A 13,096-nucleotide genomic window follows, 5' to 3' on the forward strand; every position below is an offset into this window, starting at 1 on the left:
CCGCCGTTGCTCCCGGCATCGGCGGCTTCCGCCCGGTAGCCTGCCCGCAGGGCAGGTGCGGCGACCGGGCACGGCGGGGGCCGGTGACCACGGTAGGGTCTTCGCAGACCGGGCCCGGGAGGCGGCCGGGCGCCCGCCGGAGGGCCGGCCACCCGTCCCGCCGCCCGGCCCGAGCCCACGAACACAGCGACTCAGCGGAGACGAACCCCGATGCTCACTGGTGGACAGGTGGCCGGCCTGATCGTGGCCGTGTTCTGGGCCGTGCTGGTCTCCTTCCTGGCGCTGACCCTGCTCAGGCTCGCCCGGCTGCTGAACGAGGCGGGCAAGCTCGTCGCCGACCTCGCCGACCAGGCAGGCCCGCTGATGGAGGACATGACCCGTACGGTGCGCCGCGCCAACGAGCAGCTTGGCCGCACCGACGTCATCACCCGGCAGGTCCACGGGGTCACGCGGAACGTCTCGGCGGTGACCACGATCATGACCTCGGTGGTGGGCGGGCCGCTGGTGAAGGCCGCCGCCTTCTCCTACGGCGTCCGCAAGGCGCTGAGCAACCGCGCCGGGCAGCCGCACGGCGGCGACGGCGCGTCCCGGCCGCAGCTCCAGGCGCGGCACGACGGCAAGAGGCGCGGGTGAGCCCGCGGACCGGCCCGCGGACGGATCCCGGGCGAAGCGAGGCACAATGAGAAGACTGTTCTGGCTCTCGGTCGGCGCCGGTGCGGGCATCTACGCCACGCACCGGGTCAAGCGGCGGGTGGAGCGCATCGCTCAAGCCTGGTCACCCGGGGGCGTGGCGGCCCGTGCCGTCACCGCGGGACAGGGCGCGGGCGACCGGTTGAGGCATTTCGCCCTGGACGTACGTACGGAGATGCGGGCACGCGAGGCCCAGCTTCGGGAGGCCGCCCGGATGGACGAGGCGCCGCCCGATCCGGAGGGCCCGCCGCGCCGCGTCCTGCGCGCACCGCGTTACACGATCATCGACGATGAGAAGGATGGCCACTGATCATGGAGTCGGCAGAGGTCGCACGGCGCTTCCTCGGGTTCTTCGAGGAGCGCGGGCACACCGTGGTGCCCTCGGCCAGCCTGATCGCCGAAGACCCCACGCTGCTGCTGGTGAACGCGGGCATGGTCCCGTTCAAGCCGTACTTCCTGGGCCAGCGCACCCCGCCCGCCGCGCGGATGACCAGCGCGCAGAAGTGCGTGCGCACACCCGACATCGACGAGGTCGGCAAGACCACCAGGCACGCCACCTTCTTCCAGATGCTGGGCAACTTCTCCATCGGCGACTACTTCAAGGAAGGCGCGATCCCGTTCGCCTGGGAGCTGCTCACCCGCCCCCGGTCCGACGGCGGGTTCGGCTTCCCCGAGGACAGGCTGTGGGTCACCGTCTTCCACGACGACGACGAGGCGGCCGCCATCTGGCACGACAAGGTGGGCCTGCCGCAGGAGCGCATCCAGCGGCGCGGCCTGGCCGACAACTACTGGCACATGGGCGTGCCCGGACCCGGCGGCCCCTGCTCGGAGATCTACTACGACCGCGGCCCCGACTACGGCCGCGAGGGCGGCCCCGTCGTGGACGAGGACCGGTACCTGGAGGTCTGGAACCTGGTCTTCATGCAGTCACAGCTCGGCGAGGTCCGGTCCAAGACCGACTTCGACACCGTGGGCGACCTGCCGGCCAAGAACATCGACACCGGCATGGGCCTGGAGCGGATGGCCGCGATCCTCCAGGGCGTCGACAACATCTACGAGACCGACACGCTCTGGAAGGTGCTGGACCGCGCCGCCGAGCTCACCGGCTCCCGCTACGGCGCCGACCAGCGGGCGGACGTGTCGCTGCGGGTGATCGCCGACCATGTGCGCAGCGGCACGATGATGGTCGCCGACGGGATCCGCCCCGGCAACGAGGGCCGCGGGTACGTGCTGCGCCGCATCCTGCGCCGCTCGATCCGCAACCTGCGGCTGCTGGGCGGCCAGGAGGCGGGCCTGATGCACGCGCTGACCGAGGTCGCGATCGCCACGATGGGCGAGCAGTACCCCGACCTGATCCGCACCGCCCCCACGATCCACACGGTGATCGACGCGGAGGAGGACTCCTTCCTGCAGACGCTGCGCACCGGCACCGCCATCTTCGACACGGCGGTGGAGGAGGCGAGGCGGGCGGGGCGCCCGGCGCTGGCGGGCGACCAGGCGTTCAAGCTGCACGACACCTACGGGTTCCCGATCGACCTGACCCTGGAGATGGCGGCCGAGCAGGGCCTCCAGGTGGACGAGGAAGGGTTCCGTCGGCTCATGCAGGAGCAGCGGGACCGGGCCAAGCGCGACGCCCGCGAGAAGAAGTCCGGCAACCTGGACGTCTCCGTCCTGGACGACCTGCTCACCAGCGCGGGCGGCGCGGTCGAGTTCACCGGCTACGGCGAGGTCAGCGGCGAGGCGCGGCTGGCCGGGCTGCTGATCAACGGCGCCAACGTGCCCGCGGCGGGCGAGGGCGCCCAGGTCGAGGTGGTGCTGGACCGCACGCCCTTCTACGCCGAGGGCGGCGGCCAGCTCGCCGACCACGGCGTGATCCGGGCGGGCAACGGCGCGGTCATCGAGGTCGACGACGTGCAGTCCCCGCTGACCGGGCTGATCGTCCACCGCGGCCGGGTGGTGTCCGGTGAGGCGCAGGTCGGCGACACCGTCTACGCCGAGATCGACCTTGGGCGGCGCCGCGCGATCTCCCGTTCGCACACCGCGACCCACATGGTGCACGCCGGGTTCCGCCGCGCGCTGGGCGAGTCGGCCGCGCAGGCGGGCTCGGAGAACTCCCCGGGCCGGTTCCGGTTCGACTTCACCGCCTCGGGCCCCGTCCCGCCGAGCGTCCTGCGCGACGTCGAGGACGAGGTCAACGAGGTCCTGGTGAACGACCTGGACGTGCGGGCCTTCCACACCTCGATCGAGCAGGCCCGCTCGATGGGCGCGCTGGCGCTGTTCGGCGAGAAGTACGGCGACGAGGTCCGGGTCGTGGAGGTCGGGGACTACTCGCGGGAGCTGTGCGGCGGCACCCATGTCGCGCGCTCCGGCCAGCTCGGCCTGATCAAGGTGCTGGGCGAGTCGTCCATCGGCGCGGGGGTGCGCCGGGTGGAGGCGCTGGTCGGCATCGACGCGTTCCGGTTCCTGGCCCGCGAGAGCGTCCTGGTGGCGCAGCTCTCGGAGCAGCTCAAGGCGCGCAAGGAGGAGCTGCCCGAGCGGATCTCCGGTGTCGTGGGCCGGCTCCGCGACGCCGAGCGGGAGCTGGAGCGGCTGCGCTCCCGCGAGGTGCTGGCGGTCGCGGCGTCCCTGGCGGGCGGCGCCCGCGACCTGGGCGGCGTGGCCTTCGTGGCGCACCGCGCGCCCGACGGCACCGGCGCCGACGACCTGCGCAAGCTCGCGGTGGACGTGCGCGGGCGGCTCAGCGCCGGGCCGGCGGTCGTCGTGGTCGCCGGGGTGCCCAAGGACCGCCCGGTGGTGGTGATCGCCACCACCGAGGGCGCCAGGGGACGCGGCCTGAAGGCCGGTGCGCTGGTCGGCGTCGCCGCCAAGGCGCTCGGCGGCGGAGGCGGCGGGAAGGACGACCTCGCGCAGGGCGGCGGCAGCGACCCCGCCGCCATCGACGAGGCGCTGAGGGCCGTCGAGAACGCCGTAGGGGCCTCATGATCGAGCAGTCCGGGGCGCGCGGCTCGGCGGGCCGATGAGACAGGGCGTGCGGCTCGGGGTGGACGTGGGGTCGGTACGGATCGGCGTGGCGCGCAGCGATCCAGGGGGGATCCTCGCCACGCCCCTTGAGACGGTCGCACGGGGGAAGGGGGATCTCGACCGGCTCGTCGCCTTGGCGGCCGAGCACGAGGCGGTGGAGGTGGTCGTGGGGCTGCCGACGTCGCTGTCGGGCCGCGAGGGGCCGGCCGCGCAGGCGGCCAGGGAGTTCGCGGTACGGCTGGCCGCACGGCTGCCCGCGGACACCGTCCGGCTGTACGACGAGCGGCTCACGACGGTGACGGCCGAGAACGGGCTGCGGGCCGGGGGAGTGCGCGGCAGGGCCCGCCGCCAGGTCGTGGATCAGGCCGCGGCGGCCGTGCTGCTGCAGGCGGCTCTGGACGGGGAGAGGTTGACTGGGCAACCCCCAGGCGAGATCGTCCGGAGAGGCTCATGAACGACTTGGACCTGTTCTCCGACCCCGACCCCTACGGTGACCGCGGCTACGGCGACCGCCGCCACCGTGGCGGTCGCGACCCCCGGAGGGGCGGCAGGCCACCGGCGCGGCAGCAGCGGGACCAGCGCGGGCGTCAGCGGCAGGGTCAGCGTCAGCGGCCAGGTCAGCGGCCAGGTCAGCGGCCAGGCCAGCGCGAGCGGTACGGCCGGCCCGACCGGCAGAAACGCAAGCGCCGCAGCGGGCGCGCGGCGTTCCTGTTCTCCCTGGCGTTCCTGGTGGCGGTGCTCGGCACCGGCGGCGTGCTCGGCGTCGCGTGGATCGACAAGCGGCTGAACCCGCCGGACTACGAGGGCGCGGGCACGGGCGCCGTCACGGTCCAGATCAAGGACGGCGACACCGGCCTCACCATCGCCCGCACGCTGCTGAACCACCAGGTCGTCAAGAGCACGCAGGCGTTCGTGGAGGAGTACGCCAAGCATCCGAAGGCGTCGGGGATCCAGCCGGGCTTCTACCAGATGCGCAGACGGATGTCGTCGGCGGCGGCCGTGGCGCTGCTGCTGGACCCCAAGTCCCGGTCCGGCAACCAGATCACGATCCCCGAGGGCCTGCGGGTGACCCAGGTCATCGACCAACTGGCCAAGAAGACGGGGATCCCGCTCAAGGACTTCCAGGCCGTCCTCAAGGACCCCGACCGGCTCGGGCTGCCGCCCTACGCCAAGGGCAAGGTCGAGGGCTACCTGTTCCCCGGCCAGTACAATCTGGACCCCAACGGCTCGGCCGAGCAGATCCTCAAGGCGATGGTGGACAGGTTCCACCGGTTCGCCCAGGACAAGGACCTGGTGGCGCGGGCGCGGCAGGCCAGGATGAACCCCGGCACGGTGATCACGATGGCCAGCCTGATCCAGGCCGAGAGCGGCCGTCCCGACGACATGCCGAAGATCTCACGGGTGATCTACAACCGGCTGCAGCGCAAACCGCCGCTGTTCCTGAAGTTCGACAGCACCACGCTGTACGGCCTGGGCAAGTACGGGATCATCGCCAGCAACGAGGACATCAGATCCAAGAACCGCTACAACACCTACAATTACCCGGGGCTGCCACCGGGCGCGATCTCCAACCCGGGCGAGGCGGCGATCGACGCCGTCTTCGAGCCCGCCGAGGGAACGTGGCTGTTCTTCGTGGCCACCGACCCCAAGAACCGGATCACCAAGTTCGCCACCACCGAGGCCGAGTTCGACCGGCTCAGGGCGGAACTGGAACGCAACCTCAGGGCCCAGGGAGGGAACTAGTGGCACGGGCCGCCGTGCTCGGCAAGCCGATCGAGCACTCGCTGTCCCCGGTGCTGCACACCGCCGCGTACGCGGCGATGGGCCTGGACGACTGGGTGTACGAGGCGTACGAGTGCGACGAGACCGGTCTGTGGGGGTTCCTTGAGGCGCTTGACGAGGGCTGGGCGGGGCTGTCGCTGACGATGCCGCTCAAGCGGACGGCGCTGAAGCTGGCGGACACCGTGTCCGGCCTGGCCAGGGCCGTGGGCGGCGCGAACACGATCGTGCTGCGGGACGGCCGCAGGCACGCCGACAACACCGACGTGCACGGCATGGTGGCGGCGCTCACCGAGGCGGGGCTGGGCGCCCCGGCGTCGGCGCTGGTGCTGGGCGGGGGCGCGACGGCGGCCTCGGCGCTGGCGGCGCTGGCCGAGCTGGGCCTGACCAAGGCGTCGATGGCGGTGCGCAACCCCGACCGCGCCGCGGAGTCGGTCGCGGTGGGCCGCAGGTTCGGGCTGACGCTGCGGGTCGGGCCGCTGGACCGGCTGCCGGACCTGCTGGGGACCGACCTGGTCGTCTCGACGCTGCCGGGGATCGCCGCGGACCCGTACGCCGCCCAGATCGCGGCGTCCGGCGCGGCCCTGTTCGACGTGGTGTACGCGCCGTGGCCGACGACGTCGGCGGCGGCGGTGCGGGCGGCGGGCGGCGTGGTGGTCGGCGGGTTCGACATGCTGCTCCACCAGGCCGCGCGACAGGTCGAGCTGATGACGGGCCGTGCGGACGTGCCGGTGGCGGCGATGCGCGCCGCGGGCGAGGCCGAACTGGCGCGCCGCGCCGCCGAGGCCCGCGCCTGAGCGCCTTCCGCGTTACGCCGGGGTGTGGTCGCGGGGACGGGGCGCCGGCGGGATCGACGGTGTCCGGCGGCGCTTCATGGCCTCGTGCGTCAGCGTCAGCACGATGGGCAGGATCACGCTGAACCAGAAGTCCTTCCAGCCCCAGGCGCCGGCGGCGACACCGGCGAGGCTGCCCAGCGTGACCAGTGCGAGCACCAGGACCGTCCAGTGCCGCTTGAACAACCGCACCACGTCGATGTACGGCGGAGGCGCGGGCAGCAGGCTGGACAGGGGCCGGTCGCGGGCGTGTGCCCGCTGGACGACCGTGGCGTCCGGCATCCAGTGCACCACTTCCTTCGGGTGCAGCAGGGGATACCTGGACAGTTCGATCAGCGCTTCCAGCCGCCACCACAGCGTCCACAGGGACGCGCGGCCGCTGCCGGGGTAGCCGTTCCAGCGCGGGTTGGTGTCCTTCCCCTCGACGAGGGTCTGGAACGCGTGCGCGATGGTGGGGCCGCGCGGCCCCCGCGGATCCTTCAGCAGCGCCATGAGCGCGATCGGCAGGCCGTAATGCCACAGGGCCAGCCGCCAGACCGGCTTGGCGCCGTCGCCGTGCGGGGACACGTCGTAGGTCTCGATCCACTTGTGCTCGTCGTCGGGATCGAAGTGGTCGTGCAGCCAGTCGTAGGCGGCCAGCAGCCGGTCGTCGTGCTGGTCCGGGCGCGCCTCGGCCAGCGTCACCAGCACGAACGCGGTGTGCGTGACCGTGGGCGAGGCCATGGGCGTCGGCCCCCAGCCGGGGCGTTGCCCCGTCCGGTCGGCGGTCAGCCACTGCACGCCCCGCTCGATGGCCGGGTCGTACGGGTTGAGCTGGGTGAGGGCGCGCAGCGCCAGGCAGGTCAGCCACACCCGGGACGGGCAGCCCAGCAGCGAGCCCCAGCCGCCGTCGGGGTTCTGGTTGTTCAGCAGCCAGTCGTAGGCGCGCCGCGCGTCGGGCGCGTCGCCGCGCAGGTCGCACCGGGAACGGATGAGGAACCTGGCGATCCACGCGGTGGCCTCGACGACGGGCATCCCCAGGCTCGTCTTCGTGGACCAGCCGCCGTCCCTGAGCCGGTCACCGGACGAGATCTGCCGCGAGGTGAGGCACGCCAGCCCCTCGTCGAAGTGTTCGAACTTGTGTCCGGTCTCGGTGAAGGCGAGCAATCCCACGGCGGTCGCCGTGCTGCCCGGTTCCGGACGTGTCAGGTCGTGGTACCAGCCGCCGCCGTCGCCCTCGGCGACCGCGTACGAGTCGCGCAGAAGGCCGATGGACTCGTCAAGACGAGCAGTGAGGACGGCCATGTCCAGCGCGGGAGGCCGGGGGGCCGAGATCGCCGTCCTGCGGACGAGGTAGGAGTACTGCACGGTAACCGCCTTCTGCGAGTCCTCTCGTCCTCGGCACGCTCGTACCGTTCGGCCTGGCGACCAGGGCCGGGACGGAATGACTCAATGGTTATGTTCCCGTTCGGTCAGGTTCTCTACCTCGTTGGTCTGACGGCTGTCATCCGTGGCCGCGCAAAGGAATGCCTGTTCGCGGGCACGTTTCAGGGGGAGTTCGGAGTTAGGAGTCCTTGTCAAGCCGAGGTCCGGGGGTGGGAATGGAAGAAAGAGCGGCACGACCGGGGGCGGCGCCCGATTGCGTGCTGTGCCCGCCGCTGCGTTTCCGTTTCAACGAGATGGCGGATCTGCCGGGGGAACCGGCGGTGCTGGCGGCCGACGACGACTTCTTCCTCATGCCGGATCTGGCTCCGCTGGTCGAGGGCCACCTGCTGCTGGTGGCGTCCAGGCATGTCCAGTGTGCGGGAGCGTTCGGAAAGCGTCTGTGGGCCGGGGCGTGGCAATGGCGTCACCGCGCCGGGCGGGTTTACCAAGCCGCGTACGGTAGCTCCGACCTGCTGCTGCTCGAACACGGCCCGGCCACTTCCCAGGGCGGGGGCGCGTGCGTCGACCACGTCCACTGGCACCTGCTGCCCGTCCCCGACGGCACGTCCGGTGAATCGGGGGCGCCTGGCGTACGAAGCGTACGGGCACTGCTGGAGGAACAAGGGCTCCCCGGTGTGCCGGCGACGCGCGACGCCGTCCACCGCCGCTACCTCGCGGGACGCTCCTACCTCATGGTGGAGGAGCAAGGGCTGGCCACGGTGCACCCGGGGGACGGTGTGGCGAGCCAGCACCTGCGTCGGGCCGCGTTGCGGGTCCTGTGCGGCGACGCGGACGGGCAGCCGTGGCGGTGGCAGGAGCGGTTCGGCCTGCCAGGCAGCCGCGTGCTGTTCCAGCGCACCCTGGACGTACTGCGTCCCGCCGTGGCGCTGGACGACGAGCTTCAGCGGGCGTCCCGCACCGCCAGCCACCAGTAGAGCTCCCCCGCCGCCAGCCGGTCGCCGTACCCGGTGCGCTGGACGCCCTGCGCGTAGCCGGTGGGGTACTCCAGCAGCAGCCCGTCCCTCTGGTAGGCGAGCGTGTGCTCCAGGGCGCTGGCCCCGAAACGCAGCAACCACAGCGGGCGGCCGTCCACCGCCTCGTCCAGGACGGGCAGCAGCTCGCGCGTCTCGCCGGACGTGGTCGCGGCGGGCCGGCCGAGCAGCCGCGCGATCGTCGGGACCTCGGTGATGACGATGTCGGCCAGGTTCATCAGCGGGAGGACCTCCGCCGCGGGCAGGCGCGCGTCGATGTCGTGCGGCACCAGGTCGAACGCCACCGCCGTGCCCCGCCGCCTGGCGATGGCGGCCGCCTCGCCCAGCGCCGCCCGCGACACCGCCGACAGCAGCGGGTAGCCGTCCAGGAAGAGCACGTCGGCGCGGCGGATCTCGGCGGCGGCGCCGCGCACGTCCGCCACCGACAGCCGCCGGTTGGCGGTGTCCTCGTCGGCGACCAGCAGCCGCACGCCCCGCCGCCCGCCGCCAGCGTCCCCGGCCGCCGCCCCGGGAGGCGGCCCGGGAGGCGGCCCGTCCCGCACCATCAGCGTGACCCCGTTCGGCGAGCCCGCCTCCACGCGCAGCAGGTCGCGCAGCCCCAGCCTGCGCAGCTCCCGCCGGATGACGCGGGTGTAGTCGTCGTCGCCGACCCGGGCCAGCACGGCCACGCGGCGGAAGTAGCCGGACGCCCGGCGGGCCAGGTTGACCGCCGTGCCCGCCACCACCGCCCGCGTCGGCGCGTAGACCAGCCGGTCGGCGTCGAGGTCGGTGAACCGCAGGTCGGGAAGGGTCGTGCGGGCCTCGATCCGGACGTCCCCCACCACCATCAGCCGGAAGCGGCGCCGGGCGACGCCGTCCAGGCCGGGCCAGTCCACGGGAGGACGCGCGGGGCTCTCGGTGATCTCCATCGGGGGTGGTGCCGCCTCAGCCGCGCGCGGGCAGGTCCGGGGCGTGCGCCTGCTCGGAGCGGACGGGGTCGAGGCGCGTCAGCACCGGGAGCATCATCAGGAACGCCCGCATCACCGGCCGCAGCGAGGGGATCAGGTCATAGCCATCGATCTCCGGCAGCGGCACCCAGGCCGGCTCGGCCAGATGGTCCTCGTCGGTCTGGTTCGCCAGGCTGACCTCCAGGGTCACCGGGCGGCACAGCCGGGCGGCCGCCACCACCCGTCTCACCTCCGCCCGGCCGTGCCAGGCGGCGCTCGCGGCGGGCATGAACCACTGCCACAGGTGGAACGGCGGGCCGGGGGCGACCCTGAGGCCGACCTCCTCCCAGACCTCACGCCTGATGTGGTCGTCGAGGTCGGCGTCGGCGACCGCCTCCAGCCGCCCGCCCGGCACCTCCCAGCGCCCCGGGTGGTACGGGTCGGACGCGGCCTTGCGGACCATGAGCAGCCGGTCCCGGTCCACGATGAACGCCTTCTGCGCGAACTCCAGCCGCAGCCCGGAGCCCGCGGCGGTGGAGTGGGGCGGGGCCTCCGCCCTGGATAGGGGCATGGCGGGGAACCTTCGGTCGGGGCGGCTCCGGTGGGTCGGCGCCGGTCTCGGGACCACCGTAACCAGCGGCGGCCCACCGGGGAATGAACGGTGACACCGGGGTGTTGTGCTGGTTCGAGTACTCCAACCGGCTCTCTACGAAGAGCCCGGCACACGCCGGGTGTCCTGGAACGGCCGCGGACCACGCCGAAGGCGCGCCCGTGGCGGGCTTTCGCGGGCCCCGGCGGGTGATAAGCTGAGCAATCGACCGGCCCTGCACGGGTGTCGGCGTACCGGTCTCCCGACCGGAGGCGCCGTCTCGCGCGGGGCGCTCAAGCGGAGGCCACCTCCCACCTGACCGGCGGATCCGAAGCCGGTGGGTCCCGGTTCGGCGTACGGGCGCAGCGGCGCTCGTGCCGCCGGCACCCCGGCATCGGCCGATGCCGGGAGGCCGAAGGTGGCCCCGCATGCGAGTCGTGCGGGGCTTTTCGCATGGAGGGCCTGGGGTACGACCGGTCCACAAGACCTGACAAAAGACGTGAGAACGGCCCCAAGGAGGTCCCATCAGCGCCGAACCGCGTATCAACGACCGCATTCGCGTGCCCGAGGTCCGGCTCGTCGGTCCGAACGGCGAACAGGTGGGCATCGTGCCCATCGCCAAGGCCCTTGAAATCGCGCGTGAGTCGGACCTCGACCTGGTCGAGGTGGCGCCCACCGCGCGTCCGCCCGTCGCCAGGCTCATGGACTACGGCAAGTTCAAGTACGAGTCCGCGATGAAGGCGCGCGAGGCGCGGAAGAACCAGGCGCACACGGTCATCAAGGAGATCAAGCTCCGGCCGAAGATCGACCCGCACGACTACGAGACCAAGAAGGGTCACGTGGTGCGGTTCCTGAAGGCCGGGGACAAGGTCAAGGTGACGATCATGTTCCGCGGCCGTGAGCAGAGCCGCCCCGAGCTGGGGTACCGGCTGCTGCAGCGGCTGGCCGACGACGTCGAGGAGCTCGGTTTCGTCGAGTCCCGGCCCAAGCAGGACGGGCGGAATATGATCATGGTGATCGGACCGCACAAGAAGAAGGCGGAGGCCAAGGCCGAGCGCGCCGCGGCCCGCGCCAGGCAGGACTCCGGTTCCGCCTCCGCTTGAGGCCCGGGGCCCGTCAGGGCCCGGCGGGGCGGCCGCTCGCGACCGCCCCGATCTGATCCTGCGCTCGAGCGCGTGAACCACCCCGCGTGGCCGCGCAGGGTCGTGACGCACGTACATTGAGCCTGACCGGGCGCGTCCCGACGCGTCGGCCGGATCGGCGTGGTCCGCGTGGATCCGGGGCGCCGGGCGCGCCCCGTCAGGCACGCCTCCGTGCCCGCCGCGGAGGCCGACACAGAGGGAGACGACGGCGATCATGCCGAAGACCAAGACCCACAGCGGCGCCAAGAAGCGCTTCAGGCTGACCGGCACCGGCAAGGTGATCCGCCGCCGCGCCAACCGCAACCACCTGCTCGAGCACAAGCCGAGCAAGCGCACCCGCCGGCTCGACGCTCCCGCCGTGGTCACCCCGGCCGACGCCAAGAACGTCAAGAAGCTGCTGCGCAAGTAGGCCGCCGGCCCATCCGAACCCGTACGACCGGCCGAGGCCCGGAGGGCCCGGCCCCCACGAAGGAGTCAACACGTGGCACGCGTGAAGCGGGCGGTCAACGCCGCCAAGAAGCGTCGGGTCGTCCTGGAGCGGTCGAGCGGCTACCGCGGCCAACGGTCGCGCCTGTACCGCAAGGCCAAGGAGCAGCAGCTCCACTCGATGACCTACGCGTTCCGTGACCGCAAGGACCGCAAGGGCCAGTTCCGCCGGCTCTGGATCCAGCGCATCAACGCCGCGGCCCGCGCCAACGGGATGACCTACAACCGGTTCATCCAGGGCCTCAAGGCCGCCGAGGTCGAGGTCGACCGGCGGATGCTGGCCGAGCTCGCCGTCAACGACGCCCCGGCGTTCGCCGCGCTGGTGAAGGTGGCCAAGGCCGCGCTGCCCGCCCAGGGCAGCGAGGCCGCCTGACCGGCGCCGAGAGGCATGCCATGGCGGGCCGCGAGCTGACCTCCGTCCGTTCACCCCGGGTGAAGGCGGCTCGGCGGCTCGCCAAACGCGCGTTCCGCCGGCGCGAGCGCCGCTTCCTCGCCGAGGGACCGCAGGCGGTGCGCGAGGCCCTGGAGCTTCCCGGGGGCCTCGCCGAGCTGTTCACCACCGCCGAGGCCGAGGCCCGGCACGCCGACCTGGTGCGGGCCGCCGAGGCCGCGGGCGCCCCCGTGCTGCGGGTCAGCGGCGAGATCATGACCGAGCTCGCCCAGACCGTCACGCCTCAGGGGCTGCTGGCGGTCTGCGAGTTCGTGGACGTCCCCCTGGCGACCGCGCTGGGGACGTCCCCCCGCCTTGTGACCGTGCTCGCCCATGTCCGCGACCCGGGGAACGCGGGCACCGTCCTGCGCACCGCGGACGCGTCCGGGTCCGAGGCGGTGGTGTTCACCGACGCCTCCGTCGACCCCTACAACGGCAAGTGCGTCCGCGCGTCGGCGGGCAGCCTGTTCCACCTGCCCGTCGTGGTCGGCCCGCGCTTCGAGGAGCTGATCGCCGACCTGCGGGCGGCCGGGCTGACGGTCCTGGCCGCCGACGGGGCGGGCAAGCTCACCCTCGACGACGCCATCGACGACGGGCTGCTGGCCCGTCCCACCGCGTGGGTCTTCGGCAACGAGGCGTGGGGCCTGCCCGAGGAGATCCTCGGGCACGTCGACGACGTGGTCCGCGTCCCCATCCACGGCCGTGCCGAGAGCCTCAACCTGGCCACCGCCGCGGCGGTGTGCCTGTACGCCTCCGCCCGCGCCCAGCGCGCCTGAATCCCCGCTTCCCGGGGCCGACCGATCG

Annotated in this window: 14 protein-coding genes; 11 read left to right on the forward strand and 3 right to left on the reverse strand. The window is 72.9% G+C overall.

Translation table 11 applies throughout. The features are described from left to right. Positions 1–210: 210 nt before the first annotated feature. The 6 genes from QSK21_RS21650 to QSK21_RS21675 are packed head-to-tail and all read left to right on the forward strand — an operon-like array spanning position 211 to position 6,287. Entirely contained in the window at positions 211–633 is a 423-nt protein-coding gene (locus QSK21_RS21650; RefSeq protein WP_285698365.1) for a DUF948 domain-containing protein, read from the forward strand. 46 nt (positions 634–679) lie between these two features. Next, a complete protein-coding gene (locus tag QSK21_RS21655) occupies positions 680–1,000 on the forward strand; it encodes a hypothetical protein (protein ID WP_285698367.1) in 321 nt (106 codons plus the stop codon). A 2-nt stretch (positions 1,001–1,002) separates the two neighbouring features. Then, complete coding sequence (gene alaS, locus QSK21_RS21660; protein WP_285698368.1) at positions 1,003–3,672, forward strand: alanine--tRNA ligase; 2,670 nt, start codon at positions 1,003–1,005, stop codon at positions 3,670–3,672. Between the two features lie 34 nt (positions 3,673–3,706). Beyond that, complete coding sequence (ruvX, locus tag QSK21_RS21665; protein WP_285698370.1) at positions 3,707–4,165, forward strand: Holliday junction resolvase RuvX; 459 nt, start codon at positions 3,707–3,709, stop codon at positions 4,163–4,165. Further along, positions 4,162–5,454 carry an endolytic transglycosylase MltG gene (mltG, locus tag QSK21_RS21670; RefSeq protein ID WP_285698373.1) on the forward strand — a complete coding sequence of 431 codons (1,293 nt, stop codon included), beginning with the start codon at positions 4,162–4,164 and terminating at the stop codon, positions 5,452–5,454. The genes ruvX and mltG overlap by 4 nt, the downstream gene beginning before the upstream one ends. Then, on the forward strand, positions 5,454–6,287 hold the full coding sequence (locus QSK21_RS21675) for a shikimate dehydrogenase (RefSeq protein ID WP_285698375.1): 834 nt from the start codon (positions 5,454–5,456) through the stop codon (positions 6,285–6,287). Before mltG ends, QSK21_RS21675 begins: the two co-directional genes overlap by 1 nt. Before the next feature lie 12 nt (positions 6,288–6,299). On the opposite strand, the gene QSK21_RS21680 is transcribed toward QSK21_RS21675, so the two are convergent. After that, the gene (locus tag QSK21_RS21680; protein ID WP_285698377.1) at positions 6,300–7,670 is read right to left on the reverse strand and encodes a prenyltransferase/squalene oxidase repeat-containing protein; all 1,371 of its coding nucleotides are present in this window, start codon (positions 7,668–7,670) and stop codon (positions 6,300–6,302) included. Positions 7,671–7,981: 311 nt separating this feature from the next. On the opposite strand from QSK21_RS21680, the gene QSK21_RS21685 reads away from it, so the two are divergent. Then, on the forward strand, positions 7,982–8,662 hold the full coding sequence (locus QSK21_RS21685; protein WP_285698378.1) for an HIT family protein: 681 nt from the start codon (positions 7,982–7,984) through the stop codon (positions 8,660–8,662). Here the strand turns inward: QSK21_RS21685 and QSK21_RS21690 are convergent. Together QSK21_RS21690 and QSK21_RS21695 are read right to left on the reverse strand one after the other, a co-directional pair. After that, on the reverse strand, positions 8,629–9,627 hold the full coding sequence (locus tag QSK21_RS21690; protein ID WP_285698379.1) for a carbohydrate kinase family protein: 999 nt from the start codon (positions 9,625–9,627) through the stop codon (positions 8,629–8,631). The genes QSK21_RS21685 and QSK21_RS21690 overlap by 34 nt on opposite strands. A 16-nt stretch (positions 9,628–9,643) precedes the next feature. Beyond that, entirely contained in the window at positions 9,644–10,216 is a 573-nt protein-coding gene (locus QSK21_RS21695; RefSeq protein WP_285698381.1) for an NUDIX domain-containing protein, read from the reverse strand. Positions 10,217–10,776: 560 nt separating this feature from the next. On the opposite strand from QSK21_RS21695, the gene infC reads away from it, so the two are divergent. From infC to QSK21_RS21715, 4 genes are all read left to right on the forward strand, one after another. Then, entirely contained in the window at positions 10,777–11,337 is a 561-nt protein-coding gene (infC, locus tag QSK21_RS21700) for a translation initiation factor IF-3 (protein ID WP_285698435.1), read from the forward strand. A 253-nt stretch (positions 11,338–11,590) separates the two neighbouring features. Continuing rightward, positions 11,591–11,785, forward strand: coding sequence for a 50S ribosomal protein L35 (gene rpmI, locus QSK21_RS21705; RefSeq protein ID WP_285698383.1), 195 nt, complete (start codon positions 11,591–11,593; stop codon positions 11,783–11,785). A 72-nt stretch (positions 11,786–11,857) separates the two neighbouring features. Beyond that, positions 11,858–12,235 carry a 50S ribosomal protein L20 gene (gene rplT, locus QSK21_RS21710; RefSeq protein ID WP_285698384.1) on the forward strand — a complete coding sequence of 126 codons (378 nt, stop codon included), beginning with the start codon at positions 11,858–11,860 and terminating at the stop codon, positions 12,233–12,235. A 20-nt stretch (positions 12,236–12,255) separates the two neighbouring features. Then, positions 12,256–13,068, forward strand: a complete 813-nt coding sequence (locus QSK21_RS21715; RefSeq protein ID WP_285698386.1) for a TrmH family RNA methyltransferase — start codon at positions 12,256–12,258, stop codon at positions 13,066–13,068. The last annotated feature ends 28 nt before the right edge of the window (positions 13,069–13,096 follow it).

It is taken from the genome of Actinomadura sp. NBRC 104412, assembly GCF_030269515.1.
Taxonomy (GTDB): Bacteria; Actinomycetota; Actinomycetes; order Streptosporangiales; family Streptosporangiaceae; genus Spirillospora.